The sequence below is a fragment of the Microbispora sp. NPDC049125 genome, from assembly GCF_040802045.1.
Taxonomy (GTDB): domain Bacteria; phylum Actinomycetota; class Actinomycetes; order Streptosporangiales; family Streptosporangiaceae; genus Microbispora.
Genome location: NZ_JBEZDW010000030.1, coordinates 63,394 through 90,249 on the forward strand (window position 1 = coordinate 63,394; position 26,856 = coordinate 90,249).

A 26,856-nucleotide genomic window follows, 5' to 3' on the forward strand; every position below is an offset into this window, starting at 1 on the left:
CACAGTAGGAAAACTGGGTAATGTCGTCAACATTGACAATCTGAGGCTGCCTCAGCTTGACTGTGTGGCGGGCATAACATGAGGATGCCTCCGCATGTGTTGACCGCCCGAAGGGCATCCCGCCGAAGGAGCGCACGTTGGCCGAGGGAGTCGCCGTCTCCGTGCACGACACCGCGCCTGTCTGGCGTGGGGACACCGCGGGCGACGCGCTGCGCCGTTCGATCGACCTCGCGCGGGCCGTCGAGGCCATGGGATACCGGCGCCACTGGGTGGCCGAGCACCACAACACGCCGGCGCTGGCCACGTCCAGCCCCGCCGTGCTCGCCGGCTCGATCCTCGCGGCCACCTCCACCATCCGCGTCGGCTCCGGCGCGGTCCTGCTGCCCAACCACTCGCCGTACGTCGTCGCAGAGCAGTTCGGCGTGCTGGCCGGGCTCTACCCGGGCCGGGTGGATCTCGGGCTCGGCCGCGCCGCCGGCGGTTCCGGCGCGGCCGCGGCCCGCCTCGGCGACCCGCGCGGTCTCGACTTCGACGTCGCGCTACGCGAGCTGCGGGAGTACTTCGCAGGGGGCAGCGGCGGCGTCCGCGCGATCCCCGAGCCGGCCACCCCGCCCCAGATCTGGCTGGTCGGGTCGAGCGCCGGCAGCGCCGCCGGCGCGGGCCGCCTCGGCCTGCCCTACGTGTACGCGCACGCGATCGTGGGGGGCGGGGCGCCGGAGGCGCTGGAGGCGTACCGGCGGGCCTTTCGGCCCTCGCCCGCCCTGGCGGAGCCGCACGCCTGTGTGGCGGTGATCGCGGTCGCGGCCGACAGCGACGAGCGGGCACACCGGCTGGCCGCCTCCTTCGTGTACGGCCAGATCCTCATGCGGACGGCCGACCCGGCGACCCTCCTGCCGACCGAGCGGGAGACGGCGGAGCACCGGTTCACGGCCGCGGAGGAGCGGTTCCTGCGCGAGAAGATCGACCCCCAGTTCGTCGGCGGCGCGGAGCGGATCGCCCCACGCCTGGGCGACCTCCTCCGGCGCACCCGGGCCGACGAGCTGTTCGTCCTCACCCAGGTGCCCGATCACCAGGCCAGGATCCGCTCGTACGAGCTGATCGCCAAGATCGTCTCGTCCTTGTAGGCGGCCCTTGAGCGCCGGCCGGGCGGAGCGCCCCGCCATGAGGAGCCCTGGCAGGCGCCCTCGTCACTCGCCTCCGGTGGGCCCCGGGGTGCTGATGCCGTCCAGCATCAGCCGCAGGAACCGCACGCTGCCGTCCCTGCCGGAGGTGGACTGCTCGCGCACCCACGCGGCGCCGCTGAGCAGGTCGAACAGCTCGTCGGGTGTCAGGTCGGGCCGGACCCTCCCGGCGGCCTGCGCGGCGCGCAGCAGGCCGGCGCCGCCGCGGTGCATCGCGTTGCACGTGGCGTGGGAGGGCGTGCCCTCGTCGTACATGCTCCGCGCGAGGATTCCGACGAGCCCGCGGAAGATGCTGAAGTGCCGGACGGCCTGTCCCATCCACTCCGCCAGGGCCTCCAGCGGGTCGGGGTGGCCGCTGAGGCGCTCGGCGCGGGCCACAAGGTCGGCGAGGCCGTCGCGGGTGGCGGCCTCCACGAGCGACGCCCGGGTGGGGAAGTGCCGGTACAGCGTGCCGATCGCCACGCCGGCCTGGCTCGCGATGTCCTCCAGTGACGCCTCGGCGCCGTCCGTCTCGAACGCCTTGCGGGCCGCGGCCAGGATCGCGTCGTAGTTGCGCCGGCCGTCCGCTCTCCTGGGGCGCTGGGCGATGTAGGGCTTGCCGTCCATCGGGACCTCTCGCTTGACATCCTGAGGCTACCTCAGGACAGCCCGAGGCGGTCTGGCGGTGATCAAGATCGGTAGTCCTTCAGGGTGATCGCGGTCGCGGCCTTGCGGATGGGCTCGGTGACCCGCTTGATCATCGCGTTCTTCCCCGGGAGGTGCGGCATCAGCCGCAGCATGAACATCTGGAACCGGATCTGTCCCGCCGACTTCAGCACCATGCCCTTGAGGTTGCTCTCGGCGAGCTTCTGGTTCTCCTCGGCGAAGTGCCGCATGTCGCTCTCGTAGGCGGCGAACGCGGCGCGGTGGTCTCCGGCGGCGGCCGCGAGTGAGCCAGCCAGGACGTAGGCGCCCACCAGGGCGAGGCTGGTGCCCTGGCCGGAGGCGGGGGAGGGCCCGTAGGCGGCGTCGCCGACGAGGACGACCCGCCCGGACGACCAGCGGTCCATGCGCACCTGGCTGATCGAGTCGAGGTAGAAGTCCGGGGCGTCCGCCATGGCGTCGAGGAGCCGGGGCACCTCCCAGCCCTGGCCCGCGAAGATCTCGCTCAGCAGCTTCTTCTGCTGGGCGACGTCGCGCCGGTCGTAGGCCAGCGGAGGCGAGGAGAACAGGAACAGCGCCTTGGCGTCCGCGGCGCTCCTGGTGCTGTACATCCCCACGCTCCGGCCGGGGGCCGGGTGCATCACCTCGGTGCGGTCGAGGCCGAGGTGGTTCGGGACCGTGAAGATCGAGATGTAGTGACCCAGGTGGTGGATGAAGGGGGTCTCCTCGCCGAAGGCCAGGGCGCGCACGTTGGAGTGCAGGCCGTCGGCACCGACCACGAGGTCGAACGTCCGCGGCGGGGCGTTCTCGAACGTGACCCGCACACCGCCGGGCGTCTCCTCCAGCGCGGTGATGGAGTCGTCGAAGATGTACTCCACGTCGTCCTTGGTCGCCGCGTACAGGATGCCGGCCAGGTCGCCGCGCATGATCTCGACGTCGTCGCCCTCGCGGCCGCCGAACAGCTGGGCGCTCATGGTCGCCTTCTGCCTGCCGTCCGCGTCGACGAACCGCGCGATCCGCATGTCGGTGCCGTGCCGCCGCACCTCGTCCGCCAGGCCCATGCGCTCGACGACGCCGAGAGCGGCGCCCCGGATGTCGATCTTGTAGCCGCCGTCCCGCAAGGAGGGCGCGCGCTCCACCACGGTCGGGGTGAATCCGTGCCTGCGCAACCAGTAGGCCAGCGTGGGGCCGGCGACGCTGCCGCCGGAGATCAGGATGTTCGTCATGCCCCTTACGGTACAAGCGTCTTAATCGTTTGTCTAGCACAGTTGTCTAAGACGCTCGTTCGGCCTTCGGGGGACTCGATCCGGCCGACGCGCATGCCCGCGACGCCATACCGGTTTCGACGGATGCGGGCGTTTACCCGGCGTTCGTGGAATAGATCCCTTCCGTTAGGGCGTTGTAGACGCTCGGAAAGATCATGGCGAAGGGCATGCGATGCCCGCGCGGTAAGCGCGATCCCCCACGGGGGGAGCCACTGCCAAGTACGCGGACATCAAGGAGACACGTTTTGCGTCCTTCCATCGCCGCGGCCGGTCAAGCGGCCGACCTTCTGTGGGACACCCGGGCGGTCTTCCTGTCGGGCGGGGCCGCCCCCCGGCCCAGGACGCTGATCGACATCCTCGACCGCACGGCACGCAGTCACCCGCACGCTCTCGCGCTCGACGACGGGCACACCCGCCTCGACTATCTCGGGCTGCGTGCCGCCGTCGACCGGATGGCGGGCGAGCTGCGCGCCGCCGGGATCGGGCCCGGCGACCGCGTCGGCGTGCGCCGCCCGTCCGGCACCGCCGGCCTCTACATCGCGATCCTCTCCGTCCTCGCCGCCGGCGCCGCCTACGTCCCCGTCGACGCCGACGACCCGGACGAGCGGGCCGAGCTGGTCTTCTCCGAGGCCGGCGTCTGCGCGGTCATAGGGGAGACGATCGAGCCGGTCGGCACGCCCCTCGGCCGTACGGGACCTCCCGGCCCGGACGACGACGCCTGGATCATCTTCACCTCCGGGTCCACCGGCAAGCCCAAGGGCGTGGCGGTGACCCACCGCGGCGCGGCGGCCTTCGTGGACGCGGAGGCGCGGCTGTTCCTGCCCGACAGGCCGATCGGCCCGGGGGACCGGGTCCTCGCCGGCCTCTCCGTGGCGTTCGACGCGTCCTGCGAGGAGATGTGGCTGGCCTGGCGGCACGGCGCGTGCCTGGTCGCCGCCCCGCGCGCGCTCGTGCGGACCGGCATGGACCTCGGCCCCTGGCTGATCGACAAGGGCATCACCATCGTGTCCACGGTGCCGACGCTGGCGGCCCTGTGGCCCGTGGAGACGCTCGACCGCGTCCGCCTGCTGATCTTCGGCGGCGAGGCGTGCCCGCCCGAGCTGGCCGAACGGCTCGCCGTACCCGGCCGTGAGGTCTGGAACACCTACGGCCCCACCGAGGCCACCGTCGTCGCGTGCGCGGCCCGCATGCCGGGGGAGGGCCCGGTGCGGATCGGCCTTCCGCTCGACGGGTGGGACCTGGCCGTCGTCGACGCCCACGGCGAGCCGGTCGCCATGGGGGAGTCCGGCCAGCTCGTCATCGGCGGCGTCGGTCTCGCCCGTTACCTCGACCCGGCCAAGGACGCGGAGAAGTACGCGCCGCTCCCGTCGCTCGGCTGGGAGCGCGCGTACCGCAGCGGCGACCTGGTCCGCGCGGAGAGCGAGGGCCTGATCTTCCTCGGCCGGTCCGACGAGCAGGTCAAGCTCGGTGGCCGGCGCATCGAGCTCGGCGAGGTCGACGCCGCGCTGCAGGCGCTTCCCGGCGTCTCCGGCGCCGCGGCGGCGGTCCGCACGGCGGGCGCGGGCAACCAGCTCCTCATCGGCTACGTGGTTCCGGCGGAGGGGTTCGACCCCGGCGTGGCGACGAGCCTGCTGAGGGAGTCGCTGCCCGCGGCGCTCGTCCCCCGTCTCGCGATCGTGGACGACCTGCCGACCCGGACCTCCGGCAAGATCGACCGTGCCGCGCTTCCCTGGCCGCTCACCACCACGGGCGCCGGCGAGGCGGACGGTGAGCTGACCGGGACCGAGCGGTGGCTGGCCGAGCGCTGGGGCCACGTGCTCGGCGTGACCCCCGCCGATCCCGCCGCCGACTTCTTCACCGAGGGCGGCAGCAGCCTGGCGGCGGCGCGGCTGGTCTCCGCCCTGCGCGCCGAGTATCCGGCCGTCGCCGTCGGCGACGTCTACGACCATCCGACGCTGGGGGGGCTCGCGGCCCGCCTGTCCGCGTACGGCGCCGCCGGGGTCGCCACCACCGGCCGGGTCGTCAGGCCGATGCCGAGGCGGGCGGCCGCCGTGCAGGCGGCGCTCATGGTGCCGCTCCTCACGGTCGGCGGGCTGCGCTGGCTCACCGCGCTGGCCACGCTCGACGCCGTCGTCTCCCCGTCCGGAGCCCCGGCCGTCTCGTGGGGATGGGTGCTGGCCGGCTGGCTGTTGTTCTTCTCGCCCGCCGGGCGCATGGCCATCGCCGCCGGAGGCGCCCGCCTGCTCCTGCGCGGCCTGAAGCCGGGAAGCTACCCCCGGGGTGGCCACGTGCACCTGCGGCTGTGGTTCGCCGAGCGGCTCGCCGCCCGCCTCGGGGTCCCCGGCCTGTCCGGCGCCCCCTGGGTCACCTACTACGCCAAGGCGCTCGGCGCGCGGATCGGCCGGGACGCCGACCTGCACTCCCTGCCCCCGATCACCGGGATGCTCCGCCTGGGGGCGAACGCCGCGATCGAGCCCGAGGTCGACCTGAGCGGGTACTGGTACGACGGAGACCTCGTCCGGGTCGGCGAGATCCGCGTCGGCCCCGGTGCGACGGTCGGCTCCCGCTCCACCCTGCTCCCCGGCGCCAGGATCGGCAAGAACGCGCAGGTCGCACCCGGATCCGCGGTCGCGGGCGCCGTTCCTCCCGGGGAGCGCTGGGCCGGGGCGCCCGCCGTACGGCAGGGCAAGGCGCGCAGGCCGGAGGAGAGGCCGGAGCGGACGCGCCGCTGGCTGGCCGGCTACGGGGGGTCCGCGCTGGTGCTGAGCCTGCTCCCGGTCGCCGCCGCGGTGCCGGGCGTCGCGGTGCTCGCCGCGTTCCTGCGCGGCGGCACGTCGCCGCTGGTCTCCCTTCTGTACGGCGTGCCGCTCGCCACCCTCGTCTCGATGGCGGCGCTCGCGCTGGCGATCTTCGTCTGCGTGCGGCTGCTCGCCGCCGGCCTGCGCGAGGGCAGCCACCCCGTGCACAGCCGCCAGGCCTGGCAGGCATGGGCGACCGGTCACCTGATGGCGATGGCCCGCGTCTGGCTGTTCCCGCTCTACGCGAGCGTCCTCACGCCGTCCTGGCTGCGCGCTCTCGGCATGAAGGTCGGCCGCGACGTCGAGGTGTCGACCGTGCTGGCGTTGCCGTCGATGACCTCCGTCGGAGACGGCGCCTTCCTCGCGGACGACACGATGGTCGCGCCGTACGAGCTGGAGGGCGGGCGCCTGCGGGTCGCGAACGCCCGCATCGGCAAGCGCGCCTTCCTCGGCAACTCCGGGATGACCGCTCCCGGCCGGAAGGTCCCCAAGGACGGCCTGGTCGGAGTGCTGTCCGCGACGCCGAAGAAGGCCAAGGCCGGCTCGTCCTATCTCGGCATGCCCCCCGTCAAGCTCCGCCGTACGGTGGAGGACGGCGACCGCAGCCGCACCTACGACCCGCCCCTGCGGCTGAAGGCGGCCCGCACGGCCGTGGAGCTGTGCCGGGTGGTCCCGGCGATGGTCACGGTCGCGCTCGCGGTCCTCGTCCTGGCCGCGCTGCAAGGGCTTTCCGCCTCGTTCGGGTTCGGGGTCGCGGCCCTGCTGGGCGGGGTGGTCCTGCTCGCCGCCGGCGTCGTCGCCGCGCTGGTCGCCAGCCTGGCCAAGTGGGCGATCGTCGGCCGGATCCGCGAGGGAAACCGGCCCCTGTGGAGCTCGTTCGTGTGGCGCAACGAGCTGGCCGACAACTTCGTCGAGGTGCTGGCGGCGCCGTGGTTCGCCGAGCCGTGGCTGGGCACCGCCCCGCTGAACCTGTGGCTGCGGTCCCTCGGAGCCCGGATCGGCCGGGGGGTGACCTGCGACACCTACTGGCTCCCCGAAGCGGACCTCATCACGCTGGGCGACGGCTCCTGCGTCAATCGCGGCTGTGTCCTGCAGACCCACCTGTTCCATGATCGTGTCATGAGCATCGATACGGTGGTCCTGCACAAGGGAGCGACGCTGGGCCCGCACGGGGTCGTCCTGCCGGCGGCGTCCGTCGGCGCGGACACCACCGTGGGCCCGGCGTCCCTGGTGATGCGCGGCGAGTCCGTGCCGTCCCAGACCCGCTGGTTCGGCAATCCGATCGTGGCGTGGGTCCCGTCCGACTGATGCTGGGAACCCGACGGAACGTGAGTGCGCACCACCCCTACTTCCCCGCACACGGGGACGAGACCTACGGCGTCGATCACTACGACCTCACACTCGGTTACCGGATCGGCCCCAACAGGCTGACCGGGGTCGCCCGCGTGACGCTGAGGCCCCGGGAGCCGCTGGACCGGATCACCCTCGACCTCGGCGCGTTCCGGGTCACCCACGTGCTGCTCGGCGGCGAGCGGCTGCTGTTCGCCCACCGCGACGGCAAGCTCCGCGTCGCGGCCGGCCGCCGGCTGCCGCCCGACGAGCCGGTCACCGTCGAGGTCCGCTACTCCGGGAGCCCGCGCCCGGTGCGGAGCCGCTGGGGCGGGGTCGGGTGGGAGGAGCTGACCGACGGCGCCATGGTGGCCGGCCAGCCGATCGGGGCGCCGTCGTGGTTCCCCTGCAACGACCGGCCGGGGGACAAGGCCGCCTATCGCATCTCCGTCACCACCGCCGCGGCCTACCAGGTCATCGCCAACGGCCGCCTGGTCTCCAAGCGCGGGGCGGCGTCGGAGACGACCTGGACGTACGAGCAGGAGGAGCCGATGGCGACCTACCTGGCGGGCGTGCAGATCGGGCGGTACCAGCGGGAGGAGCTGCCGGGGCCGGTCCCGCAGTCGCTGGCCTTCCCCCGGCGGCTGGCCGCGCGGGCGCGGCACGACTTCGGCCGCCAGGCGCGCATGCTGGCCGTCTTCTCCGAGCGGTTCGGGCCCTACCCGTTCGGGGCGTACACCGTCGTGGTGGTGGACGACGAGCTGGAGATCCCCATCGAGGCGCAGGGCATGTCGATCTTCGGCGCCAACCACGTCGACGGCTCCCGGCGTGAGGAACGGCTCGTGGCCCACGAGCTGGCGCACCAGTGGTTCGGCAACAGCCTGACGCTGGCCGACTGGCGCGACATCTGGCTGCACGAGGGCTTCGCCACGTACGCGGAGTGGGTGTGGTCGGAGGACTCGGGCGGCGACCACGCGCACGAGCACGCCCAGCGGTGGCACCGCAAGCTGGCCGCGCTGCCCCAGAACCTCGTGCTCGCCGATCCCGGCGCGGACAAGATCTTCGACGATCGGGTCTACAAGCGCGGCGCGCTCACCCTGCACGCCCTGCGGCGGACGCTCGGCGACACCGCGTTCTTCACGATGGTGCGTGACTGGACCGCCGAGTACCGGCACGGCGTCGTGACCACGGACGAGTTCACCGCGCACGCCCAGCGGTACGCGTCCCGGCGGCTGGACACGTTCTTCTGGACCTGGCTGTACGACGCCCGCCTCCCCTTCCTGCCCTGACCGTCCGAGGACGGGTGCTATCACGTCCGGCGTGATCGCGTCAGGGAGAAGTACCAGGCCACAGTAGGTAAAGATGCGTAGCGCGACGCGGGGCCGCGGGGGATGGTGATGCGAGTCAGGGAGCGTGCTTCCCGGAAACCGGGGAGGTGGCCACGAGCCCGCCACTCGGGAAGGACCCAATGCCCATCACGACAAGACGCCGGGCCGCCGTGTCGCTCGTCATCGCGCTGGCCGTCACCATCGTGACTGTGCCGGCCGGGACGTCGTACGCGGACATCCCCAACTATCGGTTCGTGTCCGGCACCAGTGATCGAGACTCCAGGGACAAGGGCGCCGAGGCCACCTGTCCCTCCGGAACGCGCGTGCTCGGTGGGGGAGCGGTGATCGACGGCGCGAGCGGCGACGTCATCGTCGACGAGGTCATACCAACCGTGAACGAGGTCAGCGTGTACGGGGTCGAGAAGACCGGCGACGCGGCCGAGGCATACTGGACGATCACGGCGTGGGCCGTCTGCGGCACCCCCAGCGGACTCGTCCACACGCGCTCACTGGAGACCGGGCCCGGTCCGAACGCCAAGGACCTGACTGTTACCTGCGAACCCGGGGAGTTCCTGCTCGGCACGGGATACGAGCTGGAAGGCGCGCGAGGCGGCGCGAGTGTCGAGACGCTCGTCCCGACACTGAACAGCGTGCGCGCGACCGCGAAGGAAAGGGACAGAGGGTACGCCTCGGACTGGTCGCTCCGGGTCTTCGCGATCTGCGCCGAGGACCCGCCGGCGGGGCTGTGGCTCTACTCCAAGACCAGTCGTTCCAACTCCGACGACAAGATGGCCGAAGTCTCCTGTGGCGGTGCCGGCGACAGGCAGGTGGTCCTGGGAACCGGGTACGCCATCTCCGGCGGCGCCGGCGAGGTCGTCATCGACGAGCTGGTGGCGGCCGGCGACACGGTCCTGGGCTGGGCGGCCAAAATGGACGGCTCCACCAGGGACTGGACCGTCACCGCGTACGCCATCTGCGCCTACGAACGGTAACCACGCAAGATGAGCGTCTTCCCGGGCGGGGTGCCTGCCCGGGAACGTGCCGTCCGGTTCTCCTCACCGGCGAAGGCTCCCGGCCGTGGAGGATCGCGCCGCCGTCCGTGTGGCCCCGTCCGTGTGGCCCCGTCCGTGTGGCCCCGTCCGTCAGGGCACGAGGTCGCGCAGGTCCGCGGCGAGCGAGGACAGCACGGGCGCGGGGTCCTCCAGCGCGAAGAAGTGGCCGCCGGGGAAGGTCCGGTGCCGGACCGGCGCGGACGTGAAGGCCGACCACTGCCGGACCTCCTCGGGCGGCACCGTGTGGTCCTCGGCGCCCGACCAGGTGATGACGGGGCAGCTCAGCGCCGGGCCGGCGGTGTAGCGGTAGGTCTCGGCCAGGCGGAAGTCGGCGCGCAGCGCGGGCAGGTACAGCTCGCGCAACGCGGGGTCGTCCAGCGTCTCCCCGACGTCGCCGCTGTCCTCCAGCACCTGCCGCAGGAACTCCTCGTCCGGCAGCAGGTGGAAGGCGTTCTGCGAGGGCAGGTGCGGCGCGGCGTGCCCGGAGACGACCAGGCAGGCGGGGCCCAGTCCGGTGGGATCCAGTCCGGTGGGATCCTGTTCTGCGGCTCCGAGCAGGCGGGCCAGCTCGAAGGCGACCAGCGCGCCCATGCTGTGCCCGATCAGCGCGTACGGCAGCGGCGACGCCGCGCGCCACCGCCTCACCGCCGCGCCGAGCGGCTGGAGCAGCTCCGCCATGGCGCTCATCGGCGGCTCCATGAGACGGCTCTCCCGGCCCGGCAGGCACGCCACCCAGAACTCCGCGTCCGGCGGCAGGTGGGGCTTCCAGCAGTGATAGGGGCCGGCCCCGCTGCCCGCGTGCGGGACGAACAACAGCCGCAGCCGCGCGGTCCCGTCACCGGCCACGCGCCGCATCCACTCCTGCCTCATCGCCGTGGTCATGCGGCAATCACACGCCCTGGCGGTTCATGCGTGGTTACGTAACTGGGCGCTAACTGCCGCTCCCTACCCTGCGGCCATCCAGGGGATTGGACACGAGGAGACGACATGGCAAACGCGTCGACCGCGGAGTTGTGGCCAGAGCTCGACCGGATCCCGAAGGCGCCGCCGCCACCCGCGCCGTCGCCCGACGAGGACGCCGCCGGGTACGGCCCGCCCGCCCCGTTGCAGGGCTTCATGCGGCTCTCGGGCGAACTGGGCCCGATCTTCCGGTTCGAGGCGCCGGGCTTCCAGATGGTGATCGCGTCCGGGGCGGACCTGGTCGCCGAGCTGGTCGACGAGTCGCGCTTCGCCAAGCACGTCGGTTTCGGCATGGCGGCGTACCGCGAGGTCACCGCGGACGGGCTGTTCACCGCGTTCAACGACGAGCCCAACTGGCAGCTCGCGCACGACATCCTGGCCCCGGCGTTCACGCTGGAGGCCATGCGCAGCTACCACGCCGCGATGGTCACGACCGTGCGCGAGCTGATCGCCGCCTGGGACAAGCGGGCCGGTGAGCCCGTCGACGTGGTGGGCGACATGACCAACGTCGCGCTGGAGTCCATCGGGCGCGCGGGCTTCGGCTACACCTTCGAGTCGTTCGAGCGCACCGGGCCGCACCCCTTCATCGCCTCGATGATCGCGACCCTCCAGCACTCGACGAAGATGCCGGAGGAGCAACTCGCCGAGAAGGAGCAGCACGAGAAGAACGTTCGCTTCATGCACGACCTCGTCGACGACGTGGTCCGCCGCCGGCAGGAGTCCGGCGACACCCGCACGAACGACCTCCTCGGCGTCATGCTGAACACCTCCCAGGACGGCACCGGGCGCCGACTCGACCTGACCAACATCCGCAACCAGATCACCACGTTCCTGGTCGCCGGCTTCGGCACCAGCGCCGGCCTGATGTCGTTCGCGCTGTACTACCTCACCAAGCACCCCGACGTGCTGGCGAAGGCGCGCGAGGAGGTGGACCGGGTGCTCGGCGGCGACCTGGACGCCGACCCCACCTACGAGCAGGTGGCCAAGCTGCGGTACGTGCGCAAGGTGCTGGACGAGTCGCTGCGCCTGTGGCCGCCCGCGGCCGTGTTCATGCGGGAGGCGCGGGAGGACACCGTCCTGGGCGGCACGTACCCGATGAAGAAGGGGGCCTGGGCGCTCGTCCTCACCCCGGTGCTGCACCGCGACCCCGCGGTGTGGGGCGAGGACGCGGAGAGGTTCGACCCCGAGAGGTTCACCCCCGAGGCCATCCGCTCCCGCCCGGCGCACGCGTACAAGCCGTTCGGCACGGGCCCGCGCGCGTGCATCGGCAGGCAGTTCGCGCAGCACGAGGCGACGCTCGCGGTCGCCATGCTGCTCCAGCGGTTCGACCTGCGGGCGGACCCGGACTACGAGCTGACCGTGGGCGAGCCCGGGTTCTTCATGCCCGCCGGCTTCACGCTGACCGCGCGGCCCAGGGCCGCCGCCGCGGGGGACGCCGCGGTTGCCGAGGAGGCCACCGAGGAGGCCGCCGTCCCGCAGGGCTGCCCGCACCACTCCTTCCAGACCACCTGACGATCCCCTGGGAAAGGACCGCCCGGCCTGGCTCCCCGCCAGGCCGGGCGGTCCCGTTTGCGGGCTTCCGTGTCAGGTGCCGCAGTGTCAGACAGCGCAGTCGAGGCGCATCAGCCAGCGGGGACGCCTGCCGCTGGTGGCCGCGGTCTCGGCGACGCGGTGGAACCCCGCCCGCTCGAACATCCCCGTCGTGCCGACGTAGGCGGACGTGGTGTCGACCCGGCCGCCCCCCGGGTCGACGGGGAACCCCTCGACCGCCGGGGCCCCGTGTGCGCGGGCCAGGTCCACCGCGCCCCGGAGCAGGTGCTCGGCGACGCCCTGCCTGCGATGCCCGGTCCTGACCACGAAGCACACCACCGCCCACACCGGCAGGTCGTCGACCGCCGGGATCGTACGCGAGCGGGCGAGCCGCGCCATGCCGGCGCGCGGGCCGGCGTTGCACCAGCCCACCGGCTCGCCGTCCCGGTACGCGAGCACGCCCGGCGGGGGATCGCCGGCCACCAGGGCGTGCATGCGCTGCTCGCGCTGCCGGGCGCTCGCCTTGACGAACTCACCCGAGGACACCCGCCAGGCGAGGCACCAGCAGCCCTTGCTGACGCTCCCCGACGACAGCACGGCGCGCAGGTCGTCCCACCGCTCCTCGGTCGCCGGATGGACCTCGATGTCGCTCACCGCCACTCCTCCTGTTCCTGTCCCTGCCGGTCGGCATGCGACCGGGGCCGCCCGCGCCCACGTGGCGCGGACGGCCCCGGCGGTACCGGACGGCCCTCAGCTGATCATCTGGGCGAGCCCCTCGCCGAAGGACCAGTCGCACAGCTCGTTCTCGGTGATGGAGATCAGCACGTTGCGCGGCTCCACCCCGGCCTTCTCCCACGCCAGCTCGGTGATGCGCCGGTACAGCGCCTTCTTCTGCTCCACGGTGCGCCCGGCGCGCATCGTGATCGCCACGAAGACGATGCCGTCGTCCCGCCGCACTCCCAGGTACGCGGGGTCGTAGCGGACGCGCCCGGCCGGGTGCCGGTTGATCACCTGGAACAGGTCGTCGTCGGGCACGTCGATCGTCTCTGTCATCGCCACGTGCACCGCGTCGCCGAGCGCGGCCAGCGTGTCGTCGTCGTGTCCGTCCAGTACGTCGATGCGGACCAATGGCATGTCGTCACCTCACCGGCCTGGTGGGCGCCTCACGCACGACCAGCAGCGTGCAGCCGGACTCCGAGCTGACCTGGTGGACGCTGTTCGGCTCCTCGATGATCAGATCACCGACACCGTACCTGTCGCCGTTGTCGTTGCGCAGCTCGCCTTCGAGCACGAACATCAGCTCGTAGTCGAGGTGCTCGTGCAGGTCGCCGTGCGAGCCGGGGCCGAACCGCACGAGGAACGCCGTGGCGTCCTGCCCGGTCAGGTACAGGGTGTGGATGTCCACGCCCTCGCGCCCCGGCTGCACCCACCGCCGCCAGTCGACGGCGTCCCGCCCGGCGGCGCTGAGCAGGTCCCTCACGACGAGGACGTCACGCTGTCGCGCTGTCTCGATCATTTCCGTTTCTCCTCCCGTGGCTCAGGTTCTGATCGCCGCGCGGCGCACCTTGCCCGAGGCGGTGCGCGGCAGGCGTGCGCTGACCTTCACCGAGTGCACCCGCAGGTCCTCGGTGACGTGCGCGTCCACGTGGGCCAGCAGCTCGCGTTCGAGGTCCGGGCCGTCCATGTCCGGCCGGACGAGCTCCACCACGGCGTGCGGCACGGCGCCGCCCACCGGGTGCGGCAGCGGGACGACGGCCGCGTCCGCGACGGCCGGGTGGCGGCGCAGCACGGCCTCCAGCTCGTACGGCGACACACGGCGGTCGAAGGACTTGAACACGTCGTCGCGGCGCCCGTGGATGCGGATCCAGCCGTCCTCGCTCCTCTCACCGAGGTCCCCGGTGCGGTACCAGCCCGCGCCGGGAGGCATGACGGCGCCGTCCGCGGCGAGGTAGCCGCGCATCACGCCGGCGGGCCGCGGCGTGAGCTCGACGCACACCTCGCCGGCCTCCGCCTGCTCACCGGTCTCCGGGTCCCGCAGCGAGATCCGGTAGCCCGGCAGGGGCTTGCCGAGCCAGCCCGCGCGGGGACGCAGCCCCGGTGAGGTCCCGATGAGACCGGTCGTCTCGGTCTGGCCGTACCCGTCGCGGACCACCACTCCCCAGGCGCGCTCGACCGCCTCGGACACCCGCACGTCGAGCGGCTCCCCGGCGCTGAGCGCCTCGCGCAGCCGGGGCCGCGCCGACTCCTGGGCCGACTCCTGGGCCGACTCCTGGGCCGACTCCAGCGCCGGCGCCAGCGCGCGCCACGTGCTCGGCGGCGCGCAGAACGTCGTCACGCCGTGGCGGGCCAGCAGCCAGGGCAGGCGTCCGGCCTCGACCGGGCCGGGAGGCAGCGCCACGATGGCGGCCTCCGCGTTCCACGGCACGAACAGGCTGCTCCACGAGTGCTTCGCCCAGCCCGGCGCGGAGACGTTCAGATGGCGGTCGCCGCGCACCAGGCCCGACCAGTACAGGCCCGACAGATGCCCGATCGGGTAGCTGGCGTGCGTGTGCGCGACCAGCTTCGGCGCCGACGTGGTGCCCGAGGTGAAGTAGCAGAACGCCACGTCGTCCGCGGGCGTCGGCCCGTCCGGGACGAACGGCCCGGGGAACCGCGTGCCCTCGTCGTACCGGTGCCAGCCGTCCACCGGCCCGCCGACCGCGATCCGCGCGCCCGCCCGGGTGCCTGTCTGGGTGCCTGTCTGGGGGCCCGTCTGGGGGAACAGGGGGGCCAGCCGCGACTCGCACACCACGTGCCCGACCCCGCCCCTGGCCATCCGGTCGTCCGCCTCGGCCGGGGTCAGGCTCGTGTAGGACGGGATGACCACGGCGCCGAGCTTCAGGCAGGCCAGGATCACCTCCCACAGCTCCCGCCGCTGGTCCAGCGCGATCAGCACCCGGTCCCCGCGCCGTACGCCGAGCGTGCGCAGCCACCCCGCCACGGCGTCCGAGCGCGCGGACATCTGGGCGTAGGTGACCTCGGCGGCGCCGCCCTCGCCGTCCAGCAGGATCAGCGCGGGGGAGTCGTTGCCCTCGGCGATCACGTCGAACCACTCCAGCGCCCAGTTGAAGTACGCCGGGCGCGGCCAGCGGAACGACTCGCAGGCCGCGTCGTGGTCCTCCCGGTGCGCCAGCAGCACGTCCCTGGCCGCCCGGAAGGCGTGGTGCGCCGGTGTCCGGCGCGGCCGCCAGTACTCGGCCGATCCGTTCACAGCAGCTCACCCGCCCTCTCGACCACGGGCACCCCGCTGGCCAGGCTGGCCGCGATGGCGTCCGCGTCACGGGTGAACTCGGTCCAGTCGCCGGGCCGGCCGCTGCCGACCTGGGTGAACCAGCGTGTGTGCTCGGACGGGATGCCCAGGACGTACAGGCCGGTCTCCGGCCGTCCGTCGCGCCTGACGGGGTGGAACGGCGCGCCGGTGACCGCCACGCCGCCCGTGGCGAACGAGGCGTCGCCGTGGGCGTTCACGTAGCCGGTCCACAGCCCGGCCTCCCGCAGCCGCGACGGCAGCGGCGCGAGGTCCCTGGCCAGGTCGGGGGCCGGGATGCGGCCGTCGATCACGGCGTCGAGCTCGATGCGGTCGTCGCTCACCTGCGGCGAGGACACGACGAACCTGCCGATCTCCTGGTCGGCGTCGAACGAGACCGACGGGCCGGCCACCACCAGCACACCACTCTCGATCAGCGCCTTGGTCTGACGTAGCCGCAGCAGCGGGGGACCGGCCGCGAGGAAGGAGGCCAGCGGCGTGAACCACGCCAGGAAGTCCCCCCGGTGCGACTCGGGCGTCAGACCGGAGAAGTCCACCGCCAGGCGCAGGACGCCGCGGGTGTCCCGCAGCACGTCGCAGGCGGCCTTGCGCGGCCCGTCCACGTTGCCCTGCTCGGCGTGCCGCAGGTCGTCCTCGATGAGGTCGAGCACCGCACGGGTGAAGTCGGCGCGTCCGGCGAAGCGCCGGTCGGCGAACGGCCTGCTGAGCGCCTCCAGGTCCAGCGGCGGCAGGTCGTCGACGCCGAAGTGGGCAGCCAGCGCCTCGATCGCCGTGATCCCGGCGGCCGCCTCGGCGGTGAAGCGTTCGGCGACGTCCTCGCCGAACCGGGACCGGACGGCGGTCGCGTAGTACACGAGCCTCATCTCGTCGGTGAGCAGCGGCAGGACGTCCTGGCGGAAGTCGAGCCTGTGCTTGCGCCGCAACTCGCGCACCCTGTTCGCGGTGAAAACCCGCGGCCGGTAGACGTACCTGCTGGGCTTCTGGTTGCGGCCACGCGCCGGGATCGGCACGCCGCTGCGCGACCCGGCGACGATGACCGGCTCGTCGCCCGAGGCCACGTAGCGCAGGTCGTCGCCGTCCTCGGCGAACCGGCCGCCCCGGCCGATCGTGAGCGCGACCATCACGTCGTAGAACGACAGGCCCAGGCCGAGCACGCCGACCTTCGTGCCGCCGCGCACCAGGTGCAGCGGCATGTCCGACGCGGAGTCGCCGCGGATGTAGCGCAGCTCCGGCCGTTCCCACGCGAAGTCCGCCAGGCGCTGCTGGACGCGGTCGAGCCGGGGCCGGGGGTGACCGGTCGTCAGGACGACCCGGTCGGCCCGCAGCGTCTCGCCGTCCGCGGTACGCAGCAGGTAGCCGCCCTGCTCGGGCGTGAGGTCCACGACCTCCGCCTTCCTGCGGCGCAGCGTGACCCCGTCCGGCAGCCCCCGTTCGACGGTGTCGAGCAGGAACCGCAGGTACCGGCCGTAGAGGGGGCGCGGCGCGTACCCGTTGGGCCCGGGGCAGTCGGCGTCCACCTCCTGCCACCACTGCGCGAGTGAGGGGCCGGCGCCGGGACGGGCCGGCCCGCCGTCCGGCGGCCCGGAGAACATCGTCACCTCGCCCGCCACGGTGTTCATCAGGAACCACGGCGGCTGGTCGGTGCGCCAGATGCGGCCGCAGCCGACCTCCACCGCGTCGATCAGGTGGATCTCCACCGGCCGGGCGGGCGGGTCCGCCGACAGCCGGACGGCCAGCCGCTCGACCACGGCCAGGCCCCTCGGCCCGCTGCCGACCACCGCCACCCGGTACGGCTCCCCGCCCCCGGACGGCACGGCGTGCGGCCGGCCGTCCGGCAGCGCCGCGCGGTCGTGCCGGTCGGCGGTGTAGCGCAGCATCGACAGCAGCCGCTGGGCGCCGATCCGGCTGTCGGCGTGGCCGCGCGACGGCAGCGGCAGGCGGCCGGTGCGCGCCCAGCGCAGCCGCCCGTCGTCGTCGATCCGGGTCTGGGTCAGACCCAGGTTGTCCCGGTGCAGGCAGAACGGCACGTCCAGCACGCCGCCGGCGAAGGCCCGCAGCAGCGCCCTGCCGACGTCGCCGCCGTCGGCCACGGCGGTGATCAAAGCGCGCGCCTCGGCCAGCACCTCCGAACAGTCCACCTCGGACGCCCAGGGGACGCCCCGATCGGTGCGGGCGGCCAGGTCGGACACGCGCCCGGCGCGTTCCAGCGCGGCGATGTTCTCCGCCAGGGTCGGAATGCGGTCCGCCTCGGCGGCGGTCTTGACGATCAGCCGTTCCGCGCCGCCGCGCACGGCGAGCTCGGCACTCGCGTCGAGCAGCAGCCCGGCGCCGGCGGCGGTGCGCGGGAACACCCCCATGTAGGTGTAGAGCACCACGTGCCAGTCCACCTCCAGGGGCAGCATCTCCGCCGCCAGCAGCCGCAGCGCCGCGAGCGCCTCGACGTCCTGCACCGCGTTGGTCTGCTGGGCGTAGCTCAGCGAGACGGTGGGGATCCCGCGCTGCGCGAAGAACAGCGCCTCCAGCACGCTGAGGGCCACCAGCAGCGACGGCGGGCAGAGCTGCCCGAGCATGCAGCCGCCGAAGGTCTCCAGGTGCGCCCGGGCGCCGCGGGCCCGCGCGCTGTCCGCCAGCTCCACCGTGGCCGCGTCCCAGTTGCGCACCGACTCCGCGAGCGGGGTGCGGCCGTACGGCAGGCAGTACGACACCGGGCCGCCCTCGCTCGCCGTGAGCCCCGCCATGATCGACGTACGGAAGATGGCGCGCGGGCTGGCCGAGCCGTGGCGCACCTGGACCGGGATCGGCGTCGCGCCCTCGACGCGGTCGTCCACGGCGTGCGCCGCCACGGCGGAGGTCAGGTGAGCGCCGTGCGCGACGATCGGATACCCGTTGAGCGGGTGACCCCCCGCCAGCGCGCGGCGGGCGCCGATGTGGTCGCCCACCCTCGTGTAGCTGTCCAGCGTGATCGTGCCGATGGTCCGGGCGTTCCCCGCGTTCACCCGCGCCACGGCACGCAGCCCGGCCGCCATCTCCTCGGGCGTCGCGAAGCCCATACGGGGCTGGACGACCAGCTTCCCGGCGTCCTTCGCGAGCTGGACGTACTCCTGCAGATCCTGCACCGGTTCCTGCACCGGCGCGTCGCTGTGGCCGTTCATGCCACGCACTCGTGCGTCCGGTGACCGGCCGTGCCGGTTGCGGTGAGCAGTTCCAGTTGCGCGGGCAGCTCGGCGGCGTCGGCCGAGTCGGTGTACACGGCGTCGAAGCCCGCGTCGATCAGAGCTTGCACCTTGTCGCCGTCGCCCGCGCCGCGGATGCCGAGCTTGCCGCCGATCACCGCGGGGACCGAGCTCGTCAGCGGGTCGGCGCGCAGCTTACGCACGACGCGGGCGCCGTCGAGATGCCCATGGCCGTTCACGGTGCTGATCACCACGAGGTCGGGGGCGTGCTCGCGCACCGCGTCCAGCAGCACGGCGTCCGGTACGCAGGGCCCGAGGTTGACGACCTCGTAGCCGTGCTCCTCGAACAGCAGCTGCAAGAAGACCAGATTCCACGTGTGCGAGTCGGACGACACGGTCGACAGCACAATCCTGCGGGCGCGTTCCTGTAAGGCCGTCATCGCGGACTCCTTGCGATTACACGGTGATACACGGTGGTCGGGGGAATGCTCAGACCCTGGCTCGTTCGCTCGGCACCTCGACCGCCAGCGCGTCGCGGCCGGTCAGCTCGCGGTGCTCCCGGAGGACGTGGATGAGGTCGACCATCCGGTCGAGCATCCGGGTGATCATCTCCATGCCCTCCTCGTCCTGGAAGACCTCGCCGCGCTCGTTGCCGAACGCCACGGAGGGGAAGCCGAACCCGGCCACGATCATGCGGTTGAGCAGCGCGTTGAGGATCAGGTTGGAGAAGGTCTCGACGTGGCCGTACCGCCGTCCGGTGACGATGACGCCCGCGACCTTGTTGGTCAGGCGCCGGTCGAACCGCAGGTAGCCGGTGCCCGAGCGCTCGATGAACGCCGGCATCAGCGGGGCGGCGGTGTAGCCGTGGATCGGCGTCGCGTAGATGATGCCGTCGGCCTCCACCATGCGCTCGACCACGCCGGCGACGTCGTCGCGGACCTCGCACGGGGTCGAGCGGAAGTTGCAGTCGCCGCACGGCCCGCATGGCGTCATGTCGAGCTCCCAGAGCCGGACGACCTCCAGCTGCGCGCCGCGGCGGGCGAGCAGGTCGGCGGCGTAGTCGAGGATGGCGGTGTTGTTGCCGTCCTTGCGCTCCGAGGCGTTGATGGCAAGGATCTTGATGGGACGGCTGGCGCTCACGGGGCTCCTCCTTGTCGAACTTGCCGAACAGCGCTTGCCGGTCGGACAGCGCTTGAGAGATGTCAGGCGGCCGACGAGCGCAGCCGGCCCTGCATGGCGTGGGCGAGGATGCGGGTGGTCTCGGCCGTCGGTTCGAGGTTGAGCTCCTCGCCCAGCCTGCGTACGCACAGCTCGTGCCAGCTCCTGACGCGGTCCAGCTCGCCGAGGCGGCCATGCGCGATCATGAGAGCCTGGTAGGTCTCCTCCTGGTAGCGGTCGATCGCCAGCGCCTGCCGCGACCACTCGATGACCTCCGGGAAGTCCTCGCGCGCCAGCGCCTGCCCGCGCAGGTAGGTCAGCGCGCGCAGCGCGAGCGAGCGGTACCACTCGCGCTGCTCGTGGACCCAGTCGGCGGTCTCGCCCGCGAGGTAGTCCCCCTGGTGGAGCGCCGCGACGCGCCGGTAGTGCGCGGTGGCGCCCTCGTGGTCGCCGCGCAGCTCCGCGACCCGGCCGGCGGAGAACGACGCCTGCAGCTCCTCGGCGTCCACCCACAGGTCGTCGGCGCGCAGCACGTAGCCGAAATCCTGGTGCTCGATCCGCGCGGGCGCCCCGCTCTCCAGCAGCATCCGCCGCAGCGCGTGCGCCGCCACCTTCAGGGAGCTGGAGCCGGGGGACCACTCCTGGTCCGGCCACAGCACCTCGTACAGCGTGTCGCGCAGCACGACGCGCCCGCGGTTCACGAGCAGGTACTGGAACAGGCTCCGCGCCTTGCCCGCGTGCCACCGCCGCACGGGCACGCCGCCCAGATGGACGGAGAACCCCCCCATGCACCGCACTTCGAGAGCGGCGCCGGTGGACTGCGGCACCGGCGTCGTCGTGGCTCTCAGTGATGACATGCGCAGTCCCTTCCCCCTACGAATTCCCTGTTTGAGATCACCGCGAGCGCCGGTCCTGCGGCTATTCGTCACGGTTCACAGGTGAAGTTAGGAGTCGTGCGAGAGCGTCTCAAGGTGGGCTCGGCTCGGCGGTGCGACTCGGATCCGAAGGTGTCACCAAGGGGGGCTACTTAGGTAGTAGTCCCAGAAACGGAGTGGAACGGCGGTATGGCGAGCGGCTTCGCCGGCACTGAATGGGCCGTTAACGGGCTTGTGGCCGGCGGCCAAAAGACCCGATTACGTCGCTCCCGAAAATAGGTCCACGTCCAATCATGGCGGCGTGAAGGTAACTCCGGTGCTCGAGTGATTCATTCAGACGTCATGCCCCAGGGACGATCTTGTAGCTGTGCTTTCTGACTTAGGGTGATATGACATTGGGAGCTGTTATTTGGGCAGCTTGGTATGTTGTCCATGCCGCCGTACCGGTTGGGGGGTACATGGGGGATCGCACGTCGGAAACACCTGTGGAGTTACCCGAGTCCGCACTCCGGGAGGTCCTTCGAGCGTACGAATCCCTGCTCGACCGCGAAGGCGGCGAGGCGATGTACGGCGGGGTCACCATCGCGATGCTGCTGACGCGCGCCGCGGCCCTGGTGAAGGTCGTCGCGGCCCGCTATCTCGGCGAGGGCGCGGACGGCGCCCCGGACGCCGCCGTGAGCGCCGATGCCGGGCCCGCGTCGCTGTCCGGGCTGGAGGTGGTGCACACCGGCGAGTCGCTGCGCGCCGCACGCGCGCTCTACCAGGCGGCCCTGCCGGTGCTGGTGCGGGAGTTGCCGGGGGGCGAACTGCCGCGAAACCAGGCCTCCATCGCCATCCTGCTGCACCAGATGATCATGGAGTGGCTGGGCGAGGACACCGGCAACTACCTCAGCTACCTGTTGCGCAGGGCGAACAACGCGCGCGTCGAGGAACGCCATCAGATGGCGCGGGAGCTGCACGACCGCATCGCCCACACGATGAGCATCGCGTTGCAGAGCATCGAGCTGCACGAGGTCTACGCCCAGACCGACCCGGCGCGGGCGCAGGCGAAGCTGCGCGACGCCCGTACGTACCTGCGCGAGGTCCTCGACAGCGTGCGCCGCATGTCGGTGGAGCTTCGCGAGACCGACTTCGACCACGGCCTCGGTGAGGCGGTGGCGGAATACCTGCGCAGCGAGGTGCCCGCGAAGGTGAGCATCGACTTCTCCTGCGACGAGCACGTGCCCGTGCCGCCCGAGATCGCCGAGGAGGTCTACCTCGTGATCCGGGAGGCCATTCACAACGCGGTGCTGCACGGCTCGCCCACCGAGCTCAGCGTCGCGCTGACCGTGACGGACGTGATGCTCAGCGCGGTCGTCCGCGACGACGGCGCCGGCTTCAACGTCAAGCGCGCCGCGCGAAGGCGCAACGGCGTCGGCCTGACCTCCATGCGGGAGCGCGTGGAGCTGCTCGGCGGCAGGTTCGTGCTGAAGAGCGGAACCGGTCAGGGCACGACGGTGGAGGCGCACATCCCGTTCATGAGGGGGCTGCTGTGACCGCGCCCGCGGACCGGCGTGCCAGGGTGGTCGTCGCCGACGACCACACGCTCTTCCGCCAGGGCCTCGTCGAGATGATCACGGTGACCGGCGATTTCCAGGTCGTGGGGGAGGCCGGGAGCGGGCCGGAGACGGTCCAGGCGGTGGGCCGGTGCCGCCCCGACATCCTGCTTCTGGACGTGGAGATGCCCGGCCCGGGGGCCAAGGCGACGGTGATCGAGCTGACCCGGCTGTACCCGGAGACCAGGATCGCGATCCTGACCATGCACGACGACCCGGGCCTTCTGCACGAGCTGCTGAGGTGCGGCGCGGCGGCCTACCTGGTCAAGACGATCGCGCGCAGTGAGCTGCTGGCGGCCCTGCACGCCCTGGCGCGTGACGGGCGCAACGTGCTGCTCTCGGTGTCGCGGGAGACCATCGACAAGCTCAAGCGGGACTCACCCGAGCCTGAGGTGGCCCTGTCGGACCGCGAGCTCGAGGTGCTGCACCTGACCGCGCAGGCGCTGACCAACGCGCAGATCGCGGTACGGCTGCACATCGCGGAGGCGACGGTCAAACGCCACCTCACGAAGGTCTACAGCAAGCTCGGGGCGGTGTCGCGGCTGGACGCCATCAGGAAGGCGAACGCCGCCGGACTGCTGCGGGGGGTGACGAGGTTCGAGGCGGTCACGGCCGAGGGCGGCTCCGGCTGAGCCGCCCCCGGCGCGTTCCTGCGGGACCCTGTCGCGGGCCGGGCTAGTTGTCGGCGAACTGCGCGGCGGCCACGGGGAAGGCGCCGACCGGCGCCCCCTTGAGCACGCGCAGCCTCCGCTGGCTCGCCCCGCTCGGCTGCATCGTCCGGCCGGCCGCGGCGGTGGCCGGGTGCAGCCTGGTCATCAGCTCGGTCAGCCGCGTCACCGGCAGGGCCTGCTTGCCGTCGCACAGCGCGGTGGCCGGGTCGTGGTGCGACTCCACGATGATCCCGTCCGCGCCCGCGGCCGCCGCCGCCAGCGCCAGCGGGATGACCCGGCTGGTCTCACCCGCCGCGTGGCTGGGGTCGACGATCACCGGTAGATGCGTGCGCTCCTTGAGCACGACCACCGCTCCCACGTCGAGGGTGAAGCGGTAGCTGCTCTCGAAGGTGCGGATGCCGCGCTCGCAAAGGACCAGCTGGTCGTTGCCGCCTTCGAGCACGTACTCCGCGGCCAGCAGGGTCTCCTCGACCGTCGCGGACAGCCCGCGCTTGAGAAGCACCGGCTGCCGCAGCCGGCCCAGCTCCCTCAGCAGCGTGAAGTTCTGCATGTTGCGCGCGCCGACCTGGATCATGTCGGCGGACTCGGCGACCACTTCGATGTCGCGGACGTCGAGGATCTCCGTGACCACCGGCAGACCGGTCATCGCCTTGGCCTCGACCAGGAGCTCCAGCCCCTCGCGGCCGAGCCCCTGGAACGCGTAGGGGGAGCTGCGCGGCTTGTAGGCGCCGCCGCGCAGCGCGTGGCAGCCCGCGTCGCGCACCGCCGCGGCGACCTCCAGCAGCTGTTCGCCGCTCTCCACCGAGCACGGCCCCGCGATGACGCTGAACGCGTCGGGACCGATGTGGCAGCCGTCGACCGCCACCGTGCTGAGCGACCCGAGCTTCGCCTGGGACGACGCCAGGACGTACGGTGCGGGGATGCTGCTCACGTCGAGCACGCCGGGCTCCGACGCCAGCGCGCTCGCGATGGTGTCGCGGTTCCCCGACGCCGACAGCACCAGGCCGTTGTGGACCCTCAGGTCCGAGCCCGCGGTCGCGGCCAGGTCGATGATGCGGTCCAGCTGGGTCTGATCGATTGTGTCACTGAGGACGATGACGACCGTCACGGCTCTTACCTGCCTGTCTCTACTGGATGGGTGGATGCGGAGAGTCGCGCGACGGCCGTTTCACAGGCGGCCGCGAGTCGCTGCGCGGCGGGATCGGCCGGCAGGTCCCAGTCCAACCTGAGCCTGCCCTCGACCTCGCGGACGAGCAGGTGCACCGCCGCGCCCGGCGCACCGAACACACCGTGGTCCTCCGCGGCGAAGGCGGAGCCGGAGGCGACGGGGCGGTACGCGAGCAGGTTCGTCACGACCACGGGCACCTCGCCTTCGGACAGCACCGGCCTGCGGTGGCTGAAGTCGCCCACCACGCCGGAGATCCCCGGGTGGACCGGTGGACGCGTGAGCTCGTTGGCCAGCAACGAGAATTTCTCGTGCGCCGCCACCGTCTCGGCGAGCGCGGCGAGCACCATGGCCGCGGGGGAGGTCCCCGTCTGCCCGGCACGCGTGACCAGTGCGGTCCACTGCCACGCCTCACCGGCGTACGTACGGTGATCACGCGTCCCGGTGGCCTCGCCGGTGGTCTGCGCGTCGGGGACGGGCTTGTCCGGCGTGACGTGGACGGCGCAGTCCCTGAAGGTCACGCCGGGATCGGAGAGCGCGAGGTCCGGGTCCTCGTACAGGTCCGACAGCTCCGGCAGGAGCACGTGGTGGAGGCTCCGCGCGTCGGCGACCGCCCGGTGCACCGACAGAAGGACGCGCACCGCGTCGCCCGGCATGAGCACCACGGTCAGCTCGTGCAGCGGCGTCCCGCGGCCGGGCGCCGGCGTGGCCGCCCACCGCTCGCGCAGCCCGGCGACCGATCGCTCGGCCTCCTCGGGCGACACGTCACGCAGGTCGCGCACCAGCACGTCGTCCTCCACCGCGTCGCGCGGCAGCACGACGAGGGTGTCGTCGTCACGCCGCACCGTGCGCAGCGCGTCGTGCCTGGCGCGCAGCGCGCTCCACGCCTGCCTGAACGCGTCGACGTCCAGCCAGTCGCGGTGCCACTCCAGGTGGTCGTGGCCGCCCGGGCCCGAGAGCTGGGCGCGCTGGCCGTCGGTGAGGGGGAACGGCGCGTACCGGCCTCCGGGATCGGGGGTGAGCACGGGCCGCGTCTCCTCGGGCACGGCCGCCCGTTCGCCGCACAGCCCGGCGATCTCCGCCACCGTGGGCGCCCGCAGCAGGTCCGCCATGCCCAGCTCCGCGCCGAGCTCGGAGCGTATCCCGGTCAGCAGCCTCGTCGCGCGCAGCGAGTCGCCGCCCAGCTCGAAGAAGCTGTCGTGGACGCCGAGCTCGTCGATGCCGAGCACGTCGGACCACAGGACCATGAGCACGCGCTCCAGCTCCGTGCGGGGTGCGACGTAGGGGGTGTCGAGCTCCGGGCGCCGGCGCGACGGCGGCGGCAGCTTCGCCCGGTCGATCTTCCCGTTGACCGTCGTGGGCAGGTCGCCCACCACGAACGCCGCCGGGACCATGTGCGCCGGGAGCTTGTCCGCCATGGCCCGCCGCAGCGCTGACACCGGCACCTGGGCGCCCGGCGCCGGCTCCACGTACCCGACGAGCCTGCGGTCGCCCGGGACGTCCTCGCGGGCCAGGACGGCGCACTGCATGACGCCGGGCTGGGCCGCGAGCACGCTCTCCACCTCGCCGAGGTGCACGAGGTACCCGCGGATCTTCACCTGGTCGTCGGTGCGGCCGATGATCTCCACCGTGCCGTCCGCCCATGTCTGCGCGAAGTCGCCGCTGCGGTACAGCACCGGGTACGGGTCGCCGGGCAGCGGGTTGGGCAGGAACTTCGCGCTGTTGACGTCCGGCCGGTTCAGGTAGCCCTGCGACAGGCTGGCGCCGGAGATGTAGAGCTCACCGGTCACGCCGGGCGGCACCTCGGCCATGCCCTCGTCCAGCACGTACATCCGGACGTTGGCGACCGGCTTGCCCACCGGCGGCAGCAGGTCGCCCCGCCGGTCGGGGCCGATGCCCCTGGCCATCTCGGTGAGGTCGCAGGTCGCGACGACGTTCGCCTCCGCCGAGCCGTAGACGTTGAGCACGTGGAACGGCAGGCCGTCCCTGGGCCAGGTGCGGACGCGCTCGCCCGCGATGCGCATCACCCGCAGGGCGGTGTCGTCCGGCCAGTCCAGGTTCCAGATCCGCTCGGCCATCGCCGTCAGCACCAGCGACTGGTCGATCCGCTCGCCGACCAGCCAGTCGCGCAGCTGCACCGCGTTCTGGGCGACGTCGGGCTCGGGGATGAGGACGGTGCCGCCGGCGGCCAGGATCGGGAAGCAGTCGACCTCCACGAGCCCGAAGCCGGGGGAGCACAGCCAGCTCCCGCGGGAGTCCTCGCCGAGCCCGCACTGCTCGCGCAGCACGTGCACGGTGTTGCGCATCGGCCCGTGCCTCAGCAGCACCGCCTTCGGGGTGCCCGTCGAGCCCGACGTGTAGGCGATGTGGCAGACCGACTCGGGCGTCACCGGGCCCCGCGGGTCCTCCGCCGGGGCCGACCGCCACGCCGGGTCCTCGACCAGGACGACGTCGCAGCAGCCGTCGACGTGGTCCCGCAACCCCTCCCGGGTGACGACCGCGATGGCCGCCGCGTCGGTCAGCATGAACCGCAGGCGTTGCCGCGGGTACTCCGGGTCGAGCAGCACCGCGGCGGCGCCGGTCTTGAAGACGGCGAGCTGGGCCAGGATGCTCTCGGTCGAGCGCTCCAGGCACACCCCGACCCTGCGGCCGGGCCCGCTGCCCAGCCGGATCAGGTGCTGGGCGAGGCGGTTGGCCGCCTCGTCGAGCTCACCGTAGCCGGTGCTCGTGCCGCGGTGGACGACGGCCGTCGCGTCCGGCCGCCGCTGCGCGATTTCGGCGACGAGCTCGTGGAAGTGGCCCCCGGGCCACGTGTCGTTCACGGCGT

The 26,856-nt window shown here is 72.6% G+C and carries 20 protein-coding genes; 7 read left to right on the forward strand and 13 right to left on the reverse strand.

Annotated elements, in window-relative coordinates:
- Positions 1–137 precede the first annotated feature (137 nt).
- Positions 138–1,124, forward strand: coding sequence for an MsnO8 family LLM class oxidoreductase (locus AB0B72_RS29000; RefSeq protein ID WP_367742262.1), 987 nt, complete (start codon positions 138–140; stop codon positions 1,122–1,124).
- Between the two features lie 63 nt (positions 1,125–1,187).
- On the opposite strand, the gene AB0B72_RS29005 is transcribed toward AB0B72_RS29000, so the two are convergent.
- Together AB0B72_RS29005 and AB0B72_RS29010 are read right to left on the reverse strand one after the other, a co-directional pair.
- On the reverse strand, positions 1,188–1,787 hold the full coding sequence (locus tag AB0B72_RS29005) for a TetR/AcrR family transcriptional regulator (protein ID WP_367742263.1): 600 nt from the start codon (positions 1,785–1,787) through the stop codon (positions 1,188–1,190).
- Between the two features lie 62 nt (positions 1,788–1,849).
- On the reverse strand, positions 1,850–3,049 hold the full coding sequence (locus tag AB0B72_RS29010) for an FAD-dependent monooxygenase (protein WP_367742264.1): 1,200 nt from the start codon (positions 3,047–3,049) through the stop codon (positions 1,850–1,852).
- 284 nt (positions 3,050–3,333) lie between these two features.
- Between AB0B72_RS29010 and AB0B72_RS29015 the strand changes: the two genes are divergently transcribed.
- The 3 genes from AB0B72_RS29015 (at position 3,334) to AB0B72_RS29025 (ending at position 9,535) form a co-directional block, all read left to right on the forward strand.
- Complete coding sequence (locus AB0B72_RS29015) at positions 3,334–7,194, forward strand: Pls/PosA family non-ribosomal peptide synthetase (RefSeq protein ID WP_367742266.1); 3,861 nt, start codon at positions 3,334–3,336, stop codon at positions 7,192–7,194.
- A gap of 20 nt (positions 7,195–7,214) precedes the next feature.
- A complete protein-coding gene (locus AB0B72_RS29020; RefSeq protein ID WP_367742267.1) occupies positions 7,215–8,504 on the forward strand; it encodes a M1 family metallopeptidase in 1,290 nt (429 codons plus the stop codon).
- Positions 8,505–8,683: 179 nt separating this feature from the next.
- On the forward strand, positions 8,684–9,535 hold the full coding sequence (locus AB0B72_RS29025) for a hypothetical protein (protein WP_367742268.1): 852 nt from the start codon (positions 8,684–8,686) through the stop codon (positions 9,533–9,535).
- Positions 9,536–9,685: 150 nt separating this feature from the next.
- On the opposite strand, the gene AB0B72_RS29030 is transcribed toward AB0B72_RS29025, so the two are convergent.
- Positions 9,686–10,477, reverse strand: a complete 792-nt coding sequence (locus AB0B72_RS29030; protein WP_367742270.1) for a thioesterase II family protein — start codon at positions 10,475–10,477, stop codon at positions 9,686–9,688.
- A gap of 105 nt (positions 10,478–10,582) precedes the next feature.
- On the opposite strand from AB0B72_RS29030, the gene AB0B72_RS29035 reads away from it, so the two are divergent.
- On the forward strand, positions 10,583–12,067 hold the full coding sequence (locus AB0B72_RS29035) for a cytochrome P450 (protein ID WP_367742272.1): 1,485 nt from the start codon (positions 10,583–10,585) through the stop codon (positions 12,065–12,067).
- Positions 12,068–12,154: 87 nt separating this feature from the next.
- Here the strand turns inward: AB0B72_RS29035 and AB0B72_RS29040 are convergent, their stop codons facing one another.
- The 8 genes from AB0B72_RS29040 to AB0B72_RS29075 form a co-directional block, all read right to left on the reverse strand.
- Positions 12,155–12,739 carry a GNAT family N-acetyltransferase gene (locus AB0B72_RS29040; RefSeq protein ID WP_367742273.1) on the reverse strand — a complete coding sequence of 195 codons (585 nt, stop codon included), beginning with the start codon at positions 12,737–12,739 and terminating at the stop codon, positions 12,155–12,157.
- Positions 12,740–12,835: 96 nt separating this feature from the next.
- On the reverse strand, positions 12,836–13,219 hold the full coding sequence (locus tag AB0B72_RS29045; RefSeq protein WP_367742275.1) for a tautomerase family protein: 384 nt from the start codon (positions 13,217–13,219) through the stop codon (positions 12,836–12,838).
- Between the two features lie 4 nt (positions 13,220–13,223).
- Positions 13,224–13,601 carry a cupin domain-containing protein gene (locus AB0B72_RS29050; RefSeq protein ID WP_367742276.1) on the reverse strand — a complete coding sequence of 126 codons (378 nt, stop codon included), beginning with the start codon at positions 13,599–13,601 and terminating at the stop codon, positions 13,224–13,226.
- Positions 13,602–13,622: 21 nt separating this feature from the next.
- Positions 13,623–15,335, reverse strand: a complete 1,713-nt coding sequence (locus AB0B72_RS29055) for an AMP-binding protein (RefSeq protein ID WP_367742278.1) — start codon at positions 15,333–15,335, stop codon at positions 13,623–13,625.
- Complete coding sequence (locus tag AB0B72_RS29060; RefSeq protein ID WP_367742279.1) at positions 15,332–18,544, reverse strand: FAD/NAD(P)-binding protein; 3,213 nt, start codon at positions 18,542–18,544, stop codon at positions 15,332–15,334. The genes AB0B72_RS29055 and AB0B72_RS29060 overlap by 4 nt, the downstream gene beginning before the upstream one ends.
- Positions 18,541–19,005 (reverse strand): cobalamin B12-binding domain-containing protein, encoded by a 465-nt coding sequence (locus AB0B72_RS29065; RefSeq protein ID WP_367742282.1) that lies wholly within the window; start codon positions 19,003–19,005, stop codon positions 18,541–18,543. The genes AB0B72_RS29060 and AB0B72_RS29065 overlap by 4 nt, the downstream gene beginning before the upstream one ends.
- Before the next feature lie 49 nt (positions 19,006–19,054).
- Positions 19,055–19,705 (reverse strand): flavodoxin family protein, encoded by a 651-nt coding sequence (locus AB0B72_RS29070; RefSeq protein WP_367742284.1) that lies wholly within the window; start codon positions 19,703–19,705, stop codon positions 19,055–19,057.
- A gap of 62 nt (positions 19,706–19,767) precedes the next feature.
- Positions 19,768–20,580: a BTAD domain-containing putative transcriptional regulator gene (locus tag AB0B72_RS29075; RefSeq protein WP_367742286.1), complete on the reverse strand. Its 813-nt coding sequence runs from the start codon at positions 20,578–20,580 to the stop codon at positions 19,768–19,770.
- 503 nt (positions 20,581–21,083) lie between these two features.
- On the opposite strand from AB0B72_RS29075, the gene AB0B72_RS29080 reads away from it, so the two are divergent.
- Both AB0B72_RS29080 and AB0B72_RS29085 read left to right on the forward strand, forming a co-directional pair.
- Complete coding sequence (locus tag AB0B72_RS29080) at positions 21,084–22,133, forward strand: sensor histidine kinase (protein WP_367742288.1); 1,050 nt, start codon at positions 21,084–21,086, stop codon at positions 22,131–22,133.
- Positions 22,130–22,825: a response regulator transcription factor gene (locus tag AB0B72_RS29085; protein WP_367742290.1), complete on the forward strand. Its 696-nt coding sequence runs from the start codon at positions 22,130–22,132 to the stop codon at positions 22,823–22,825. Before AB0B72_RS29080 ends, AB0B72_RS29085 begins: the two co-directional genes overlap by 4 nt.
- A 43-nt stretch (positions 22,826–22,868) precedes the next feature.
- Here AB0B72_RS29085 and aroF read toward each other — a convergent pair whose 3' ends face one another.
- Both aroF and AB0B72_RS29095 read right to left on the reverse strand, forming a co-directional pair.
- A complete protein-coding gene (gene aroF, locus AB0B72_RS29090) occupies positions 22,869–23,972 on the reverse strand; it encodes a 3-deoxy-7-phosphoheptulonate synthase (RefSeq protein WP_367742292.1) in 1,104 nt (367 codons plus the stop codon).
- A 5-nt stretch (positions 23,973–23,977) separates the two neighbouring features.
- A complete protein-coding gene (locus AB0B72_RS29095; RefSeq protein ID WP_367742294.1) occupies positions 23,978–26,851 on the reverse strand; it encodes an amino acid adenylation domain-containing protein in 2,874 nt (957 codons plus the stop codon).
- Positions 26,852–26,856 lie beyond the last annotated feature (5 nt).